The organism is Streptomyces sp. TLI_185, from assembly GCF_003814765.1.
In the GTDB taxonomy this organism is placed as follows: Bacteria; Actinomycetota; Actinomycetes; order Streptomycetales; family Streptomycetaceae; genus Streptomyces.
Genome location: NZ_RKRB01000001.1, coordinates 4,039,611 through 4,057,489, shown reverse-complemented (window position 1 = coordinate 4,057,489; position 17,879 = coordinate 4,039,611). Strand labels below are relative to the sequence as shown.

At 71.9% G+C, this 17,879-nt stretch carries 15 protein-coding genes and 1 tRNA gene; 6 read left to right on the top strand and 10 right to left on the bottom strand.

Going from position 1 to position 17,879, the window contains the following annotated elements:
* Positions 1-3 precede the first annotated feature (3 nt).
* Positions 4-951, bottom strand: coding sequence for a D-2-hydroxyacid dehydrogenase (locus EDD92_RS18480; protein WP_123965363.1), 948 nt, complete (start codon positions 949-951; stop codon positions 4-6).
* A 151-nt stretch (positions 952-1,102) separates the two neighbouring features.
* Here EDD92_RS18480 and EDD92_RS18475 point away from each other — a divergent pair, with 151 nt between their 5' ends.
* The 3 genes from EDD92_RS18475 (at position 1,103) to EDD92_RS18465 (ending at position 3,888) form a co-directional block, all read left to right on the top strand.
* A complete protein-coding gene (locus EDD92_RS18475) occupies positions 1,103-1,900 on the top strand; it encodes an aspartate/glutamate racemase family protein (RefSeq protein ID WP_123965362.1) in 798 nt (265 codons plus the stop codon).
* Complete coding sequence (locus EDD92_RS18470) at positions 1,897-2,628, top strand: aspartate/glutamate racemase family protein (RefSeq protein ID WP_123965361.1); 732 nt, start codon at positions 1,897-1,899, stop codon at positions 2,626-2,628. Before EDD92_RS18475 ends, EDD92_RS18470 begins: the two co-directional genes overlap by 4 nt.
* Positions 2,629-2,799: 171 nt before the next feature.
* Positions 2,800-3,888: an LLM class flavin-dependent oxidoreductase gene (locus EDD92_RS18465; protein WP_123965360.1), complete on the top strand. Its 1,089-nt coding sequence runs from the start codon at positions 2,800-2,802 to the stop codon at positions 3,886-3,888.
* 519 nt (positions 3,889-4,407) lie between these two features.
* Here EDD92_RS18465 and EDD92_RS18460 read toward each other — a convergent pair.
* Complete coding sequence (locus EDD92_RS18460; protein ID WP_123965359.1) at positions 4,408-6,270, bottom strand: bifunctional diguanylate cyclase/phosphodiesterase; 1,863 nt, start codon at positions 6,268-6,270, stop codon at positions 4,408-4,410.
* Between the two features lie 315 nt (positions 6,271-6,585).
* Here EDD92_RS18460 and EDD92_RS18455 point away from each other — a divergent pair, with 315 nt between their 5' ends.
* A complete protein-coding gene (locus EDD92_RS18455) occupies positions 6,586-7,866 on the top strand; it encodes a M6 family metalloprotease domain-containing protein (RefSeq protein ID WP_399183268.1) in 1,281 nt (426 codons plus the stop codon).
* A gap of 297 nt (positions 7,867-8,163) precedes the next feature.
* On the opposite strand, the gene EDD92_RS18450 is transcribed toward EDD92_RS18455, so the two are convergent.
* From EDD92_RS18450 to EDD92_RS18420, 7 genes are all read right to left on the bottom strand, one after another.
* Positions 8,164-8,237, bottom strand: a tRNA-Lys gene (locus EDD92_RS18450).
* Positions 8,228-8,821: a bifunctional DNA primase/polymerase gene (locus EDD92_RS18445; protein WP_123965357.1), complete on the bottom strand. Its 594-nt coding sequence runs from the start codon at positions 8,819-8,821 to the stop codon at positions 8,228-8,230. The genes EDD92_RS18450 and EDD92_RS18445 overlap by 10 nt, the downstream gene beginning before the upstream one ends.
* Positions 8,822-8,942: 121 nt before the next feature.
* Positions 8,943-9,308: a hypothetical protein gene (locus EDD92_RS18440; RefSeq protein WP_030943902.1), complete on the bottom strand. Its 366-nt coding sequence runs from the start codon at positions 9,306-9,308 to the stop codon at positions 8,943-8,945.
* A gap of 319 nt (positions 9,309-9,627) precedes the next feature.
* Complete coding sequence (locus EDD92_RS18435; protein ID WP_123965356.1) at positions 9,628-10,968, bottom strand: AAA domain-containing protein; 1,341 nt, start codon at positions 10,966-10,968, stop codon at positions 9,628-9,630.
* Positions 10,965-12,554, bottom strand: a complete 1,590-nt coding sequence (locus EDD92_RS18430) for a hypothetical protein (protein ID WP_123965355.1) — start codon at positions 12,552-12,554, stop codon at positions 10,965-10,967. The genes EDD92_RS18435 and EDD92_RS18430 overlap by 4 nt, the downstream gene beginning before the upstream one ends.
* Before the next feature lie 91 nt (positions 12,555-12,645).
* A complete protein-coding gene (locus EDD92_RS18425; RefSeq protein ID WP_123965354.1) occupies positions 12,646-13,806 on the bottom strand; it encodes a hypothetical protein in 1,161 nt (386 codons plus the stop codon).
* Positions 13,757-14,719 (bottom strand): phosphatase PAP2 family protein, encoded by a 963-nt coding sequence (locus tag EDD92_RS18420; RefSeq protein WP_123965353.1) that lies wholly within the window; start codon positions 14,717-14,719, stop codon positions 13,757-13,759. The genes EDD92_RS18425 and EDD92_RS18420 overlap by 50 nt, the downstream gene beginning before the upstream one ends.
* Before the next feature lie 193 nt (positions 14,720-14,912).
* Here EDD92_RS18420 and EDD92_RS18415 point away from each other — a divergent pair, with 193 nt between their 5' ends.
* On the top strand, positions 14,913-15,512 hold the full coding sequence (locus EDD92_RS18415; protein WP_123965352.1) for a histidine phosphatase family protein: 600 nt from the start codon (positions 14,913-14,915) through the stop codon (positions 15,510-15,512).
* A 139-nt stretch (positions 15,513-15,651) separates the two neighbouring features.
* Here EDD92_RS18415 and EDD92_RS18410 read toward each other — a convergent pair whose 3' ends face one another.
* Positions 15,652-17,118, bottom strand: a complete 1,467-nt coding sequence (locus EDD92_RS18410; RefSeq protein WP_123965351.1) for a hypothetical protein — start codon at positions 17,116-17,118, stop codon at positions 15,652-15,654.
* A 272-nt stretch (positions 17,119-17,390) separates the two neighbouring features.
* On the opposite strand from EDD92_RS18410, the gene EDD92_RS18405 reads away from it, so the two are divergent.
* A complete protein-coding gene (locus tag EDD92_RS18405; protein ID WP_399183261.1) occupies positions 17,391-17,843 on the top strand; it encodes a hypothetical protein in 453 nt (150 codons plus the stop codon).
* Positions 17,844-17,879: the final 36 nt, after the last annotated feature.

Below are 17,879 nucleotides of genomic sequence, written 5' to 3'. Positions count from 1 at the left end.
GGTTCAGCGTCCTGGTACGTACCCGCGCTTCTTGTCCACCACGTTCAGCAGAGGTCTGCCCGCCTCCCAGCGCTCGTACAACTCCACGAACTGAGTGCCGAGTTGATCACGCCAGCCGATCGTGTCACCGCTCATGTGCGGGGACACGATCAGGCCCGGGCACTCCCACAACGGGCTGTCGGGGGTGAGGGGTTCGTGCTCGAAGACATCCAGCGCGGCGCCCGCGATCCACCGCTTGGCCAGCGCCTGGGCGAGCGCGTCCTCGACGACCAGACCGCCGCGCCCGATGTTGATGAAGCGCGCGGAGGGCTGCATCACCCCGAAGCGGCGCGCGTCGAACATGCCGTGCGTCTGCTCGGTGAGCGGGGCGGCCGCGATCACCCAGTCGGCGCGGGCGATCAGCCGGTCGAGGTCGTTCGGGCCGTAGATGCCGGTGTGCGGAGTGCGCCCGACGATCGCCGTCGTCATGTCGAGCGCCTTGAGGGTGCGGGCGATCGTACGGCCGATGGGCCCGGAACCGACGACGCACGCGCGCGTGCCCGCGACCCGCTGCGTCTCGCGGTGCCGCCAGGTCCGCTCCCGCTGCAGCTCCCAGGTCCGCGGCAGGTCCTTGGCCATGGTGAGGACGAGCGCGGCGACGTACTCGGCGATGGGCTGGTCGAAGACACCGCGCGCATTGGTGACCACGGTGTCGGAGGCGGCGAGTTCCGGGCACATCAGATGATCCACGCCCGCGCTCGCCGTGTGCACCCAGCGCGGCCGCGGGCCCTCGCCCGGCCACGCGGAACGTACGGCCCGGGAGGCGAAGTCCCAGACGAGCAGGACGTCCGCGTGCGGCAGGCGCTCGGCGAGGGTCGACTCGTCCGCGTGCTCGATCCGCGCGCGGCCGGTGAGTCTGCCGAGGCGGGGCAGTGGGTCGGTGTCCAGGACGAGAAGCGTCGGGGTGGTCATGCGGAAAGCCGTTTCTACGGGAGGTTGCGGCCGTCTGACATGCGAGGTTTGACCACGCTCGCACCCGAACCTACCTTCGTCAACACGGGTGCGATGGGGGGTCCGTTGCTCCGCTGTTTCTCACCGTGAGGCGGTGGTCGCCATGGGCGCCATGGACGTTTCCTTCCTCGGTGGACCACTGCCCCAGCGCGGTGTGGGTGTGGTCGCCCCCTTCGACTTCGCTCTGGACCGCGAGCTGTGGCGCTGGGTCCCGGACGAAGTCTCGCTGCATCTGACGCGAACGCCGTTCGTGCCGGTCGAGGTGAGCCTCGACCTGGCCCGGCTGGTCAGCGAGCACGAGACGCTGGACGACGCGGTCCGCACGCTGAACGCGGTCGCGCCGGAGGTCGTCGCGTACGCCTGCACCTCCGGCAGCTTCGTCGGCGGAATCGCCGGGGAGCGCGCGATGTGCGCGGCGATGACCCGTGCCGGTGCGATCCCGTCCGTCACCACCTCGGGCGCCCTGCTGGAGGCCCTGGTGGCGCTCGGCGCCCGGCGGGTGGCACTGGTGACGCCGTACACCGTGTCGGTGACGCGCGCACTGGAGGAGTACGTCGCCGAGGCCGGCATCAAGGTCACCGGACGCGCGTACATGGGCCTGACCCGGCACATCTGGAAGGTCCCGTACCGCGATGTGGTCGCCATGGCCCACAAGGCCGTACGACGGCCGGCCGACGTCCTGTTCATCAGCTGCACCAACCTCCCGACCTACGACGTCATCCCGCAACTGGAGGCCGAACTGCGCATCCCGGTGATCTCGGCCAACCAGGTGACGATGTGGGCTGCGCTGTCCCGACTGGGTACCCGGGCGGTGGGACCGTATCAGGCGCTGATCGATCCGGCGGCGCGCTCCGGACCCGTACTGCCACAGCTCCCGGACGGTGAACAGCAGCAGGAAGGCAGGTCATGACGGCACTCGGATTCCTCTATCCCGGCCACTCCGCCGAGGACGAATACCCACGCATCGAGCAGTTGCTCGGCAGCAACATCCGCCTCGACGTCGTCCACACCGACATCGGCGAGGACGCCCACCGGGTGGACGCGTTGCGGGAGATGGGCTCGGCCGAGCGGCTCGCGGCGGGGGTCGAGGAGCTGCGCATGGGGGGCGCGGAGTCGGTGGTGTGGGCATGCACCAGCGGGAGCTTCGTCTACGGCTGGGAGGGCGCCCAGGAGCAGGTGCGCGCCCTGGCCCGGGCGGCCGGGCTGCCGGCTTCGTCGACGTCCTTCGCCTTCGTGCACGCGCTGCATGAGGTCGGGGCGCGGCGGGTGGCGGTCGGGGCGACGTACCCCGAGGACGTGGCCGGACTGTTCGCGGACTTTCTGCGGGCGGGGGGTGCGGAGGTGACGTCCGTGCGCGGTGCCGGGATCATCACGGCGGCGGAGGTCGGGACGTGGGGGGAGGCGGAGGTGTTGCTGCTGGCTCGCGAGGCCGATAGGGCGGATGCGGAGGCGGTTCTGCTGCCGGATACGGCGCTGCACACTGCTGCGCACATTCCGGCGCTGGAGAAGGAGCTGGGGAAGCCGGTTCTCACCGCCAACCAGGTCACTGTGTGGGAGGCGTTGCGGCTGGCGGATCGGCGGGTGAATGCGCCGATGCTGGGGGCGTTGTTCACTCGGGAGCCGATCGTGCAGGTCTGAGGGTTCCCGCCCCCACCGCCCCTACCGGTCCCGTACCGGGGGCCGGCCCCCGGGCCTCCGCTCCTCAAACGCCGGAGGGGCTGGATGGGGCGGCCCCCGGGGAATAAACGGAGAGTGCCTCCTGTTAAGGGCTTGCGGATACGACGTCGCAGCTAACAGGAGGCATCCACCGTGACGGCAGACGAGATCCGGGGCACCGCGCAGGGCACTGCGCCCGTACCCCTCTCCGTACTGGACCTGGTGACCGTCGGCGCGGGCCGGACCGCCGGCGACGCCCTGCGCACGAGCGTCGCCCTGTCCCGTCTCGCGGAGGCCCGTGGCTTCCACCGGTACTGGGTCGCCGAGCACCACTCCATGCCGGGTGTCGCCTCCTCGTCCCCCGCCGTGATCCTCGCCCACCTCGCCGCCCACACCGAACGCATCCGGCTCGGTTCCGGCGGTGTCATGCTCCCCAACCACGCGCCGCTCGTCATCGCCGAGCAGTTCGGCACGCTGGAGGCCATGGCTCCGGGCCGCATCGACCTGGGCCTCGGCCGCGCCCCCGGCACGGACGGCGCCACCGCCGCGGCCCTGCGCCGCACGGACCGCCTGAACGAGGGCGCCGACGACTTCCCCGAGCAGCTGGCGGAGCTCACCCGCTTCCTGGACGACGACTTCCCGGACGGTCACCCGTACCGCCGTATCCACGCCGTGCCCGGCCCGATCCAGTCGACCTCCCCCGGCGGTGTCCAGTCCCCCCACCGCCCGCCGCTGTGGCTGCTCGGCTCCTCCGGCTTCAGCGCCCGCCTGGCCGGCGTCCTCGGCCTGCCCTTCGCCTTCGCGCACCACTTCTCGGCGCAGAACACCATCCCGGCGCTGGACCTGTACCGCGAGTCCTTCCGGCCCTCCGCCGTCCTGGACGCCCCCTACGCCCTCATCGGCGTCTCCGCGCTCGCCACCGACGACGAGAGGGAGGCCCGCCGCCAGGTCCTGGCCGCCGCCCTCAACATGGTCCGCCTGCGCACCGGCCGCCCCGGCCTCGTCCCGACCCCCGAGGAGGCCGAGGCCTACGAATTCAGCCCGATGGAGAGGGAGTTCGTCGACTCCTGGAACGCCAACGTCATCCACGGCACCCCGGACGAGGTCCGCACCGGCCTCGACGACCTCCAGAAGCGCACCGGCGCCGACGAGTTGATGATCACAGGCAACGCCCACAGCGGAGACGTACGACTGCGCTCGTACGAACTCATCGCGCAGGCTTACGGCTTCCCGACCGCCTGATCCCGCACGTGACTGCGGGGCCGAGTGGTCCGGCGCCGTGATCCGGGCGGGATGCCTGGGTGGAGGGCCGGGGGGACGGATTGGCCTGCGCTCGTGTGACCTGCCGGCGTCATGTCTTCGGGGAGTCGTCCGTTTGATGTTGGGCGCGCGGCCGGGAGTGGGCCGGTTCGGTGGTGTGGTCCGGCGACTGGTCTGGCTGAGGGGCCGGGGGATTGGCGTGCGTTCGCGTGACCTGCCGGCGCCAGGTCTTCGGGTCGTCGTCCGCTTGATGTTGGGCGCGTGACTGCGGGGCCGAGTGGTCCGGCGCCGTGATCCGGGCGGGATGCCTGGGTGGAGGGCCGGGGGGGCGGATTGGCCTGCGTTCGTGTGAACTGCTGGCGTGTGTCTTCGGGTTGTCGGCCGTGCGATGTTCGGTTGCGCGGGCGGGGCGAGAGGTTCGCGGATGCGGTTCGGTGGGATGGCCGGGCGTGGGGGTCGGGGGCGGTCGGGACGGCGCTTGCGCGAACTTGCCTTACGGGGCTACGAGTTGCCGATCAGGGGTTCCTCGGCCCGTGGCCGGGGGCCGAGCAGTTCCGAGATGCGGTCCGGTGACACCGGTCGTGAATACAGCCACCCCTGGCCGGTGTCGCAGCCGATGCGTCGCAGGCGGGATGCCTGTGCCGATGTCTCCACGCACTCCGCGGTGACCGTGATGCCCAGGCGGTGGGCGAGCTGGATCATCGCCTCGACGACGACCTCGTCGGCCGGGTTCGGCGGGACGGCGCCCTCCTTGTCGCTCTCGTACTGGAAGCCCCGTACGAAGGAGCCGTCCAGCTTCAGGACCGACACCGGCAGTCGGCTGAGGTACGCCAGGTTCGAGTAGCCCGTGCCGAAGTCGTCGATCGCGATGCCGACGCCCATGCCGCTGAGGGCCTGGAGGGCTTGCAGGGGGCGGCCCGCCGAGCCCATCACTGCGGACTCCGTGAGCTCCAGCTGGAGCAGATGGGGCGCGAGCCCGGTCTCGGCGAGCGTCTCGGCCACGTCGGCCACCAGATCCGAGTCCCAGACCTGACGCACCGCCACATTGACGCTCACGAACAACGGCGGCTCCTCCGGGTGGTCCACCTGCCAGCGACGCGCCTGCCGGCAGGCGGTGCGCAGGATCCAGCGGCCCAGCGGCACGATCGAGCCGTCTTCCTCCGCCAATCCGATGAACCGATTCGGCGTCAGCATGCCGAACTGAGGATGGTTCCAACGGACCAGGGCTTCGACACCGCGCAGCCGCCCGTCCTCCATCCCCACCAACGGCTGGTATTTGAGAACGAATTCGTCGCGTTCAATGGCGGGACGGAGTGTTGAGGCGAGGGCCTGGCGGGTCATGCGGTGGGCGTTGCGCTCAGGGTCGAAGAGCGTCCAGCGGGCCTTTCCGTCGGCCTTCGCCCAGTAGAGCGTGGTGTCGGCCGCCTGCATCAGGGCGGTGGCGGTGGTGTCGGCCGCGCGCCGCTCCACCACACCGATCGACGCCGACACCGACACCCGCTGCCCGGCGAGGTCGAACGGCGCCTGCACCGCCTCCAGCACCGCCTCCGCCAGATCGGCGAGTTGCTCCGTGCCTGTGGAGTCCTCCACCAGCAGGGCGAACTCGTCACCGCCGAGTCTCGCCACCAGCGGGGCGCTCGTTCTGCCGTAACCCGCCTCGTCGGCGCAGCGCGTGAGGCGTTCGGCCACGGCGGCCAGCAGCCGGTCGCCGACGCGATGGCCGAGCGTGTCGTTGACGGCCTTGAAGCCGTCCAGGTCGAGATAGCACAGCCCGATCCGCCCGGTGCCGCTCTCCTCGTACGACTCCGCCTCCAGCGTGGCCGTCAGCCGCTCGAAGAACAGGGTGCGGTTGGGCAGCCGGGTCACCGGATCGTGCATCTGCAAGTGCCGCAACCGGCCCTGGAGTTCACGGTTGGCGCTGATGTCGGTGAGGCACACCAGGACGCACCCGTCCTGACCGAGGGGGGTGACGGAGACCTGCACCCACACCGAATGCCCGTCGGGGTGCTTCAGTCGGCGCGTGCAGCGCAGTCTGGCCTCGCGGCCGCGCAGCACCTCGCGGTACGCGTGCCAGGTGCGGGCGTCGGACGCCAGGTCCACCAGGTCGGCGGCGAGGCGGCCGGCCAACTCCTCGGGCGCGCTGCCGAACAGGGCGCCGAACCCGTCGTTGGCGCTGACCACCAGCCCCTCGCGGTCGACGACCGCCATGGCCAGCGGCGCAGCCGTGAAGACCGAGCGGTACGCAGGCGACTCCGTGCGAGTCGTCAGCGGCTCGGTACGAGGAGACGCATAGTTGTTACTCTCTGTTACAGCGCCCCGGTCGAGGTCTGCCGCGGGCGCCGGCCCTTCGGACGTTCCGCTCACCGCTCGCTCCCGCAGTGCACTCGATCTCTGTCCGTGCCGGAAAGTGTGCCGATCATAGAGGCAGACCCAAGGGCCTTCCACCCCACGCCCAGTGTCCCGGATCGAGCGGCACTTCTGACAGATCGTTTCTGCCCGCGGCTGGACGGGTCGTTGGGGCGCCTGACCGCTTGTGACGTTCCGTGAGCGTTTCGGGGGTGTCGGCTCTGATCGGGCCTCGTGACCGAGTCACTCTTCTGGGGCAGGCGAACAGGGCGTAATACGACAAACTGACACAGGCTGGGTGCGGTGTCCCGAGTACCGCCCCCGGAGGTCCCTGTGCCGTGTCAGTCCCCCCTCAAGGATTTCAGGGGTTCCCGACTGCGCAGCACTGCCGCCGTGTTCACCACCCTGTCGGCGCTCGCCGCGACCTCGCTGGTGACCGGGCCGTCGATCGCCGAACCGTTCTCGGCGGTCCCGTGCGCACTGCAGCGCACCGACGCCCATCACTCGGAGGGACTCGACACCTGGAACGCCGCATATCCGCGGCCGACCCGCGCGCTGAACGCCGTGATGATCTTCCTGTCCTTCCCGGACGCCGTCCCGCGGACCACGCCCGCCCAGCTGACCGCCGACCACTTCCCGGCCACCAGCCGCTACTTCGAACGAGCCTCCTACGGCAGGTTCACCCTCCATCCGCATCCGCTGCGGCACTGGATCCGGATGCCGAAGCCGTCCACGGCGTACGCCATGAAGCGGGACTGGAACGCCGAGCACCGGTCCGCGTACCTGCACGACGCGCTCGCCGTCGCCGACCCGCAGGTCGACTTCTCCCGCTACGACATCGTCTACTTCGTCGCCGACCCGGACGCGCCCGGCGTGGACTCGGACGCGACGAAGGTCGTCAACCTGGACACTCCGCTCAGGGCCGACGGCACGGACATCCGCCGGGTCGTGACGGTGTTCGAGAAGCACCCGCCGGACCGGCTCGTGCTGGCCCACGAGACCGGACATGTCTTCGACCTGCCGGATCTGTACCACCGGCCCGACGACGGCAAGGGCGACTGGGACACCTATGTCGGGGACTGGGATCTGATGGGCAGCCAGTTCGGGCTGGCGCCTGACCTGTTCGGCTGGCACAAGTGGAAGCTGGGGTGGCTGGCGCCGCGGCAGGTGGTGTGTGTGCGGGAGGCGGGTGTCACGCGGCTGACGCTGGAGCCGCTGGGTGCCTCGCCGGGGGCTGCGGTCAGGGGGGTGGCGGGGCCGCCGGCCTTCGGGCTCGGGCGCGGCGTGAAGCTCGCGGTGGTGCGGACCGGCCACGACAGCGTGCTCGCCTTCGAGGCGCGCGGGCCGGTCGGCAACGATACGGCGGCCTGCCGGTCGGGGGTCCTCGTGTACCGGGTGCGCGGCGGTGCGCAGTCCGGCGGCGGCCCGATCGAGGTGATCGACGCCCACCCGCACACGGAGGCGTGCTGGGAGAACTCCGTCTACCCACCCCTCGCGGACGCCCCGGTCGCCCTGGGCGAGACCTTCACAGTTCCGGGGGAGGGGATCCGGGTGGACGTGGAGGGGCGGACGGTTTCGGGGGCCTGGACGGTGAAGATCACGGCCGGCGGCTGACTTCTTCGCCCGGCGACCACGCCGGCCGGCTGGTTTCTCGGGCCTGCGGCGGCGTCCGGCGGGCTTCTTCGGCGTGCGGTTACGGTAGCCGCCGGTGAAGGGGGGTGGGTGGCGGAGCCCTCGCCGCGCGTGGTCTCACGGTCGGGGGCTGGCTTCTTCACCCTGCGGCCACGACAGCAGCCGGTGTAAGGGGGGTGTGGGTGGCGAAGCCCCCACCGCGTGCGGCGAAGCCGCGCAAAAACAACGATGGCGAGGCCGGTTCGCGCTTTCCGCGAACACGCCTCGCCATCGCCATCGTGCGCCGCCAGGGACTCGAACCCCGGACCCGCTGATTAAGAGTCAGCTGCTCTAACCAACTGAGCTAGCGGCGCCTGCTGACGTCGTAGACCTTAGCATCCTGATCGGCAGGAGGAAAAATCGATATGCGCACCGCCGCGCGGGCCGCCCGTACGGCGGCCCAGAGCAGGATCTCGGGGCCCGGCAGCCAGGGGTGACGGGTGTCCGGGGCGACCAGCCAGCGGGAGTCGGGGGAGGTCGGCGGGGTGGTCGCGAGCAGGGGTGGGACGGTCACCGCGTCGCCGTTGCCGTGGCACAGCAGCGGCGGGATCGCTCCCGTGCGGCCGAACTCCTCCCAGCGCAGCAGCGAGGGCAGCCGCTGGGCCGTGCCGGGCGCGGCGAACAGGAGCATCCGGCCCCGGAAGGACGCCACCGGACCGGAGCCCGGCCCCTCGTCCCACAACCGGTCGACCATCCGGCGCGCGAAGACCGCGGGCGCACTGACGACGTCGAAGGCCGTGCCGCACGGGAGCACCACCGGGGCGTCGGCGTGCTCCTTCCAGAGGGCGAGCGTGCTGCGCGGGTACGCCCCTGCCGAGGCGAGCCAGGCGGCTCCGTCCGCGGTGACTCCGCTGATGTCGTAGCGGTCGGAGAACAGGTCGGTGCGTTCGCTGCTCATGACATCTATGTCTACCGGCTGTGAACGCACCGCTCCCCACGGTTGCCGGAAACCGGGACAGGTGGGAGAAGGGAGGAGTATCTTGCCCGCCTGGCATATGCCAAAGCGAAGTGGACCGTGTTCACACCGGGTCCGCGGAGCCCCGCCCTTCGGCCCCGCTCATCAGGTCCCGTCCGTACTCGACCATCTTCTTGGCATAGTCCTCGGTCCACTCGGCGCGTTCCGCGATGTCCGCCGGCGTCAGCCGGTCGAACCGCCGCGGGTCCGCCAGCTGCGCGGCCGCCATCGCCTGGAACTCCACCGCCCGGTCGGCCGCGGCGCGGAACGCCTGCGCCAGCTCCGTGGAGCGGGCCAGCAGCGCCCGCGGATCGTCGATCGACTCCAGGTCGAAGAAGTGCTCAGGGTCGGAGGCCGCCTCCGCGGGCTCGAAGAGCAGGGGCGCGGGGCGTAGCCGCGGTTCGTTCCGACGCGGCGTGGGCTCCGCCATGTCTTCTCCTCCTCGTACGTCGCAATCGACCCGTCCGGGGATGGGGCCACCGTCCATTGTCCCGCGGCCACGCAAGTGGGCCCGGGACCCCGGGTCTCTCAAGGTCTGAACGCCACCCGATGTTCCCCGAGCCGCGCCGGCACCGCGGTCACTGCTGCCGGCTCACCCGGTGCTCGGCCGGCCGTGCCGACACCGCCTGGTGGGCCTCCCAGCCGTCCGGGGCTGTATCCGTTGGCCGCCTCGGACGGCGTGCCGGCCTCCGGTCGGCGGGTACGTGGGGCGGGGCCTGATGGGAGTAGCGCGGTTTCCGGTGTTTCGGTCATGGCTGCCAGCTCACCCGGTGCTCGGCCAGCCGTGCCAGCACCGCGTGGTTGGCCTCCCAGCCGTCCGGGAACTTCACCAGCGTTCCCAGCTGCACCGGCTCCGTGGACGGGTAGTCGTCCAGGAGCTCGCTCACCCCCGCCCGGCAGACCACGATGCATGCGTGGCGGTGGCGGGAGGCGAGGACGCACAGGCGGCCTGTTTCCAGGTGGAAGGCGGTGGCGTCGGGGCGGCCGGAGAGGGGGTGGAGGACCACCGTGACGTCGTATTCGCGGCCTTGGAGGCGGTTCGCCGTATCGACCGTGACGTCCGTGACGCCCAGCTCCGCGAGTGCCGCGCGGACGGCCGCCGCCTGGTCGCGGTGGGCCGTGCCGACGGCGATCCGGTCGGCGGTCAGCGGCGCGGGCTCCTCGGGTGCGCGCTCCGAGGTCGCCGCACCGCCTCGGTCCAGCAGCCGGCGTACGACGGTCGCCACCGCCCGCACCGCCTCAGGGTCGGTGCGCGGGGTGTGCCGGGCGGGCAGCTCCAGCAGGCCCCAGCCCGACTCGGCCGCCTCGTCGATCACCCGGTCGGGGCCGGAGCCGTCGGACGGGACGGCGAAGGAGAGGCCGCGGTCGCCGTGGTCCGTGCCGCTGCGGAAGCGCGTGTACGGGTAGAAGGCGTCCGAGACCAGGGGAGCCGCTGAGGCCGGGAGGCGCCAGGACACCGGCAGGCGGTGCTGCGGCAGGTCGGGGTTGTGGGCCAGGAGGGTGGTAACGGCGGAGGCCGAGGGGTCGTACGACAGCCCCGCCCACTGCTCGCTGCCCACGATGGAGAAGGGGTCGAGCTGGCCCGGGTCGCCCACGAAGAGTGCCCGCTCGAACAGCCCCGCCACGGCGAGCAGCGCGTCCGAGCGCATCTGGTACGCCTCGTCCACGATGGCGTGCCGCCACGGCTCGTCGACCTTCACATGTGCCCACTTCGCGGCCGTGGAGACGACGACCGAGAGGCCGGTCAGGTCGCCCGCCTTCGCCGACTTGCGGACGTTCGGCAGGTCGTCGAGTGCCTTGTCGTAGGGGTCCGTGTCGCTGCTGTGGAGACGGCCGACCGGGAGTTCCCCGTTCTTCTCCGCGAGCCGCAGCACGAGGTCGTCGACCTGGGCGTTCGTCTGGGCGACGATCATCAACGGGCGTCCCGCATCGGCCAGTTCGAGGGCCGCACGGACGACGAGCGTGGACTTTCCGGCGCCCGGCGGGGAGTCGACGACCACGCCCCGGTGGGTGCCGTGCAGGGTGTCGCGGAGGATGGCGTCGGTGGCCTCGGCGGCCAGGGCGCCGGGGTCGAAGGCGGTGGTGGTCACAGGACGTCCTCCGCGGTCAGGGGATCGGCGGCCTCCGCGGCGGCCTCGCCCGGCGGTCCGCCGTGCGTCCACGGAGTCTCCTCCGGGTCGGGCAGCTTCGGGCCGCCGCGCTGCTCGTGCTCGAAGAGCGTGAAGCACAGCCGGTCGCCCTTCTCGGGCACCGAGCCTGCCTCGGGCTCCTTGCCGCGGCCCATCTTGTCGACGACGCGCAGCACGAGCAGATCCTCCGCCTCACGCCCGACGAACTCCGCCGCCTGCGGCTTGCCGCCCAGCGAGCGGTACACCTTGACCCGCTCGCCCAGGTGCGGACGGTCCTCCGTCCGTACGGTGACCAGCGGGCGGGGGCTGGGCCGCTTGCCCTCGCTGTACGCCATCACGACGTCCGTCACCTCCCCTGCGAACGCCTCCCCGGACAGCCGCCGCCCCGCCATCACCAGCGGATCGTCGAGCGCCTCCTGGGCCTCCAGCCGGGCCTGTTCGCGCTCGCGCGCGGCGAGCTTGTTGGCGGCGGTGACCGCGTCGTCACGGCGCGGCTGCGGCGGCTCACCCGCGACGATCCGGTCACGGTGGCCGGTGAACGACCAGCGGTCGCGCGTCCACCGCTCCTCGACGTGCGCCCCGTCGGGCAGCGCCCGCATCAGGTCGAGGCCGTGCCAGACCTTCTCCCAGGTGGGCAGGGTGCGGCTCAGCACCAGCTCGCGGATCTCCCGCTCGGCGGCGGTCAGTTCACCGAGCCGGTCGTCCGCCTCCAGACCGTCCTCGGCGGCGGCGAAAGCCGTACGCGCGCGGTCGTAGCGCTCGATCGCGGGCGCGAGCAGCTTGTTGTCGAACGCCGGGTCGGTGGCCGGTCCGGCGGGCGGGCAGAGCAGCTGGCCCTTGGCGTCGCGGGCCAGCTCGGCGTGCAGGGCGGCCTCGGCGCCCGTCGAGCCGTCCGGAGGATCGATCCAGGCGAGCAGGGCGCCCAGGTGCTGGTCCTCCAGCGTGGACTGACCGGTCGCCCAGTGCCGGGACAGGACGTCCGTCATCGCCAGCAGGAGGGAGGAGCCGGGAACGCGGGCACGCTCCCCGAAGTGCGTCAGCCAGCGGCCGAGCAGCGGCACGCGCGGGGGAGCGGGATACGGGGTCTCCGGGTCCTGTTCCGCCGTACGCCTGAAGCGCATGGAGCGGCCCAGCAGCCGTACGAAGTCGACACCCGCGCGGCTCGGCACGATCAGCTGCGGGGCGTCCGCGCACAGTTCGACCTCGACCTTGACCCGCTTGCCGGTCTCCGGGTCGGTCTCGTTCCGCTCGGCGGCCTCCACGTCCTGCGCGTACGCGTCGAGATACGGCAGGACGACATCGGCCAGCTCGGCCAGGAACGCGAACCTGAGGTCACGGTCGCGCGGTTGCGGCACGGCCAGCAGGCGCGGCGCGTCCCGGTCGGTGCCCACCAGCGCGCCGAGCGGGGCGCCGGCCTCGCCCGCCGTGGTGAGCGGCACGAAGACGAGGGGCCGCTCGGACAGATGCCGGTGCCGGACGGTGGCGGCGGGCTGGGCGCGGCCGGTGCGACAGGCTTCCAGCCGGGCGAGCGTCGTGATCAGCGACACGGGGGCTCCTCCGAACAGGGGGCCGGGACCAGGTCGTGGGGGCTCGGGGCGCGGTGGGGCGGCGCCAGAACGGCCGGAGGTGGGGACGCCGTCAACACCCGGTCCCTCCTGTCGTGGCATCCGCCGGGACCTGCGGCCCGCAGTTCTGCAGCGCCTCGGCGCGCAGCCGGGCCGCCCTCCGCAATGCCATCACCGCTGGATCCTCCGGGTCTCCGGTTTCTTCCCGAGCCGCGGACAGGACCTCCTCGACCGTCGTCAGGCCGCCCAGTTCGGCGCGGACCGAGCGGCCCAGGGACGTCACCGCGCCGGCCGCGCGGGAGCGGTCGCGGCAGTGGAAGGCCAGCTCGCAGGCGGAGAGGCACTCGGGTGCGTATGTCGCCGGGACCGACTCCACGGCCGAGGTCAGCTCTTCGGCGGGCAGCTCCGGGGAGAAGCAGGTGCCCTCGGGGAGCGTGTCGGCGATGTCCTCGATACGGGTGAGACGGGCCAGCTGGCGGCCGGTGACCGCGCGCTGCTTGCGCACGTCGACGGCCGAGGCGGTCGGGAGGTTGGAGAAGTCCTTGGGGCAGACCAGGAGGATCCGGTGCCGTACCTCGGGGGCGGGGTCGAGGCGGGCGGCGACCTCTTCCAGTGCCAGCACGTACACCGCTGCCTGGCGTGCCGCCGCGCCCACCTTCGCCGGGTCCGCGGAACCGTCCAGCATCGGGAAGGACTTGATCTCCACGACCGTCCAGCTGCCGTCGGGGTGCACCACCACGGCGTCCGGCTCCAGGAACGCGGGGGAGCCCGCCACGTCGAGCGCGAGCATCGGGTGGTCGAGGAGCGTCCAGTTGCCGGCGGCCGCGGTGGCCTCGCGCAGCGCCAGCGCCGTACGCGCCGCGCGACCCTCGGGGCCGGGCGCGGAGAGGTCCGGCACCTGCGCGTCGGCGGGCGGCTCCGCGCGCCGGTCCAGCTTCTCGTGCACCAGCCTGAGCAGCTCCGCGCCGCCGTCCGCCTTGACCTTCGCCTCGAACGCGTTGCCCCGCGTGAACGCGAACTGCGACTGTCCGAAGACCGAAGGGGAGCCCAGCGCGCTCGCCACCGCCGCCTTGTTCACCCCGGCGCCGTCCAGGATCGCGCGCCGTCTGCAACCGGGGTTGGCGGCGAGGGCGGCCAGGGCGCGCGCGTCCAGCGCCTTGGCCGGTACGTCGGGACCGCGCAGCTCAGCGAGCCGCTGCCGGAGCGCCTTCCCCCGCGTCCGTGGGAGAGGCACCCGGCTCGGCTCCGGATCCGATCCGGGACTCGCGCTGCCGTGGAATTCGCTCACCCGCGGAAGTCTGGCATCCGGCACTGACAATTGAGGAACCTGCGACCTGAGCGCCCCCTGCGCCGAGGGACAACCGCTGCCTGAACAGCCGCTCCCTGATCGCGTCCGCGCCCTGCATGACGTACGGCGTCAGGAACAGCCCGACGCCCATCACTGCCACACCCGCGACCGCGTCGAGGAAGTAGTGGTTGGCGGTGCCCATGACCACGATCGTGGTGAGCAACGGGTAGGCGACGGCGGCGACCTTCGTCGTACGCGTCCTGCCGTACCGCCACAGCATGACCCCGCACCACAGCGCCCAGCCCACATGCAGGCTCGGCATGGCCGCGTACTGGTTCGTCATCCCTCCAAGACCGCGCGGGGCACTGGCCTCGCCGCCCCACCAGCCGTACGAGCTGTACTGGGCCATCGTGTCGACGAAGCCGTGGCCCGCGGAGAGGAGGCGCGGCGGGCAGGTCGGCAGCAGGGTGAAGCCGATCAGACCGAAGAAGGTGGATGTCATCAGCCAGGTGCGGGCCGCGCGGTAGTGCACGGCGCGCGATCTGAACAGCCAGACCAGGATCGCCGGCGTGACCACGTAGTGCAGCGACGCGTACCAGAAGTCCGCCGGGACGCCGAGCCACGCCTCGCGCGTGAAGAGCCGGTTGAGCGGGTGCTCGGCGTTGATGTGCAGGAACTTCTCGATGTGCAGGATCGTCACGCCGTGGTCGACGGCGTTCGAGGTGTCACCGCGTGCGAGGAGGCGGCCGGCCGAGTAGCAGGCGTACACCAGCAGGATCAGCGGCAGCTCGGTCCACCAGCGCAGACGGGTCGGCGGGGTTGCTGCCTCGATGCCCGGTGTCGTCTCGGTCCTCGGCATCCGATCGCCTCCCCCTTCATTCTCGCGCGGCGCCCGGCGGGCCGGTCGTGCCACTTTACGGCGTACGTGCGCACCCGCTTCGGGCGCCCCGGTCCTCAAAGACGCAGAGATCGCCCACCGGGTTGCCCGCCCCCAGCGTGCGCGATGATGGACTGGTCCCGCCTGCGATTTCTCCCGGAAGGTTTCTCAGCTCATGGCACCGCGCATTCTGCTGGCCCGGCACGGACAGACCGCGTGGTCGCTGTCCGGCAAGCACACCGGCAGGACCGACGTGCCGCTCCTGGAGGAGGGGCGGCGTGGTGCAAAGCTGCTCGGGGAGCGGCTGCAGCGGGCGCCGTTCGAGGGGCTTCCCGGGGTCGCCGTCCGCACCAGTCCGTTGGCACGCGCGCGTGAGACGTGCGAGCTTGCCGGGTTCGCGGAGCGGGCGGTCGCGTGGGACACGTTGATGGAGTGGGACTACGGGGCGTACGAGGGGATGACGCCCGAGGAGATTCAGGGCGTGCGGCCGGGGTGGCTGATCTGGCGGGACGGGGTTCCGGAGGGGGAGTCGCTTGCCGAGGTGGCGACTCGGGCCGATGAGGTTGTGGCTTGGGCGCGGGGGGAGGAGCGGGATGTGCTGGTGTTTGCGCACGGGCACATTTTGCGGTCGATCGGGGCTCGGTGGTTGGGGCTGCCGCTGGACTTTGCCGCGCGGATTCGACTGAATCCGACGTCGCTGTCGGTGCTGGGGTGGGCTTATGGCGAGCCGGCTATTGAGAGCTGGAACGACTTGGGGCACTTGACCGGGGTGTGAGCTGTGCTCGGGGGTGGCGGCGGGCGGGGGTGTCGCTGGCCGGCGCTTGCCGGGTGCCGCTCTCTTTGGGACGGGTGCCGCCCTTAGCGGCACGATTGCCCGCAGCTACGCGCGGCTGCCCGCAGCTACGGCGGCTGTCTCAAGCCATCCGTGGCTGGGATGCATGGCGTTCCAGGAAGCCTGATACTCCTGACGCCCGGCGGTGGGGGAGCAGGACCCTCGCCGTTCCTGCCAGCATGGTCTGGACTCGGGACGACTGGACCTGGTCCAGAAGGTCCAGTACTCGCATGCCTGCTGCCGCTGCCTCGTCCGGGCGGCCGCCTCTGGCCAGGTCGTCTGCCAGTTCCGCCGTGTACAGGGCGATGTTGCGGGTGAAGTGCGGGTTCTGGAGCTGGGCCGCGCGGCGCGCGTGGCGGGCGGCGCGCGGCCAGTCGCCCAGCGTCGACCAGCACTGCGCCTCCAGGCCCTCCAGCTCTGCCTCCCCGTAGAAGCTCATCCACTCGGGGTCGGCGTCCGAGGGGCCTCGCTCGAAGAGGGTCTGCGCGCGGACAAGTGCCTGTTCGCAGGCGGTGCGGTCGGCGAGCCCCGCCCAGCCGCCCGCCTCGCGCAGCGCGAGCAGCGACATCAGCCGGACGGAGCCCAGGGGGCGCGCGACGCGTTGTGCGGCCTGCGCGGCCCGGACCGCCTCGCGGGGGCGTCCGGCGTCGCGCGCGAGGAACGCCGTGTTGCAGAAGCCGTGCGCCTCCAGGGCGTCGTCGCCGGTCATCCGGGCGGTCGCGAGCGCCTCCGCGTAGTGCGAACGGGCATCGTCGAACCGCCCCGAGTCGTGCGCCAGCCAGCCCACGGAGATGGCGAGTTCACCGGCGCCCGAGTGGAGCCGGTCGGCGGTCGTCTGCCGGGTCGCCCCGGCGTCCAGGAGCGCATAGGCGGCGCGCAACGGAGCCGACGCGCGCCGGTAGAGCCCGTCCGCGCCGTGCCGGTCGTCGAGCAGCCGGATTCTGCGTACGGCCTCTTCGAGCGCGTACGCGTCGTTCGCGCCGGGGCGGCGGACGGGACGTCCCGCTGCCGCGGCGTCGAAGGCGAGCCCGATCGGGCCCAGCGAGGCGGCGGCCACCGTGGCGCCACCGCCGGTCATGAATGCGCGACGCAGCACGTCGCTCTCCTCGTAGTTCTCGTGAAGCGCATGGCTCTCGTGATGCCCATGCGGGTCGTAAGGGACTTGCGGGTTGTAAAGGACCTGCGGGTCCGGGTTGTCCTGCGTTTCATACGGCTCGTACGCCCCCTGCGTCTCACCGGTGGTGTGCGCCCGGCGTCCGCGTACGGACGAGCGGGACGCGAAGCCCAGGTCGGTGAGGGTGCGGCCGGGGAACATGTGCAGGAACACCCGTTCGTATGCGTAGTTGGGGCAGCGGATCTCGCCCGCCTCGACCCGGCCGATGTAGCGCGCGTCGCAGCTGACCCGCTCCCCGATCTCGCGCGCGGCCCGACGCACCGCGGCGGCGAACTCGGCCGGAGAGCGCTGTCCGCGCAACTGCCGGAAGACGAGGTTCGGCCGCGGTGGCCTGGGGGGCGTGGGCTGGGACGAGGTCAGTTGTGACGACGCCATGGCCGGGTCCTCTCGTGCGAACCGTCGAACCATGCCGGATTCAGGGTGGGTTGTCCGTGTAGAGCCCTGTCTCCAGCGGGGAAGAACGTACCTGCTGTGCCGGACCACTCACGCTGTGTTTGGCTACAAACCGGATATCTCATACGGGATCTGCCATGAACTGCCATCCTTTGTGGCTGACTTCCGCCGTAGCCGTTGACGCGGCGCCGCGTTGAACTCTGCGGACCGGGAGCCGCCCGACTCCCGACCCGCTTCGTTCAAGGAGGGGTTCCGTGGTGGAGGCCGGGATGGAGACCAGCCGGAGAGTCGTTTCTCGTACGCCGCCCGCGACCGTGGCGCACGCCCCGGCCCCGGAGCGCGGCGAGCCGCCCCTCCCCGACGGCGCGTGCGACCTCGTCACCGTGCCCACCCGGCAGGGACTGGAGGCCGTCGACATCCTGCGGCGCGGCGCGGGCGACGCGGTCGGCCCCGTCCTGCACGACGACGACTGCAACACCCTGGGCTTCGTGGTGCCGCCCGGTACGGCCGCCGCCTGGGACGTCCCGGGCAGCACCTGTACGGAGACCAACGGCCGCGGTCTGAGACTGAACCCCGAGCCCCCCGTGGAGGGCTCGGACTGGCTGCTCCCGCCCGGCGAGGCCGACCTCGCGACCGACCCGGCGGTCCTGCGCGCCGCCCTGGGCGAGGCGGCACGGATCATCGAGGCCGCGGACAACTGCCGCTGACCTGGTCGCTCGTACCACCCTGCGCAGGCGTGGCCG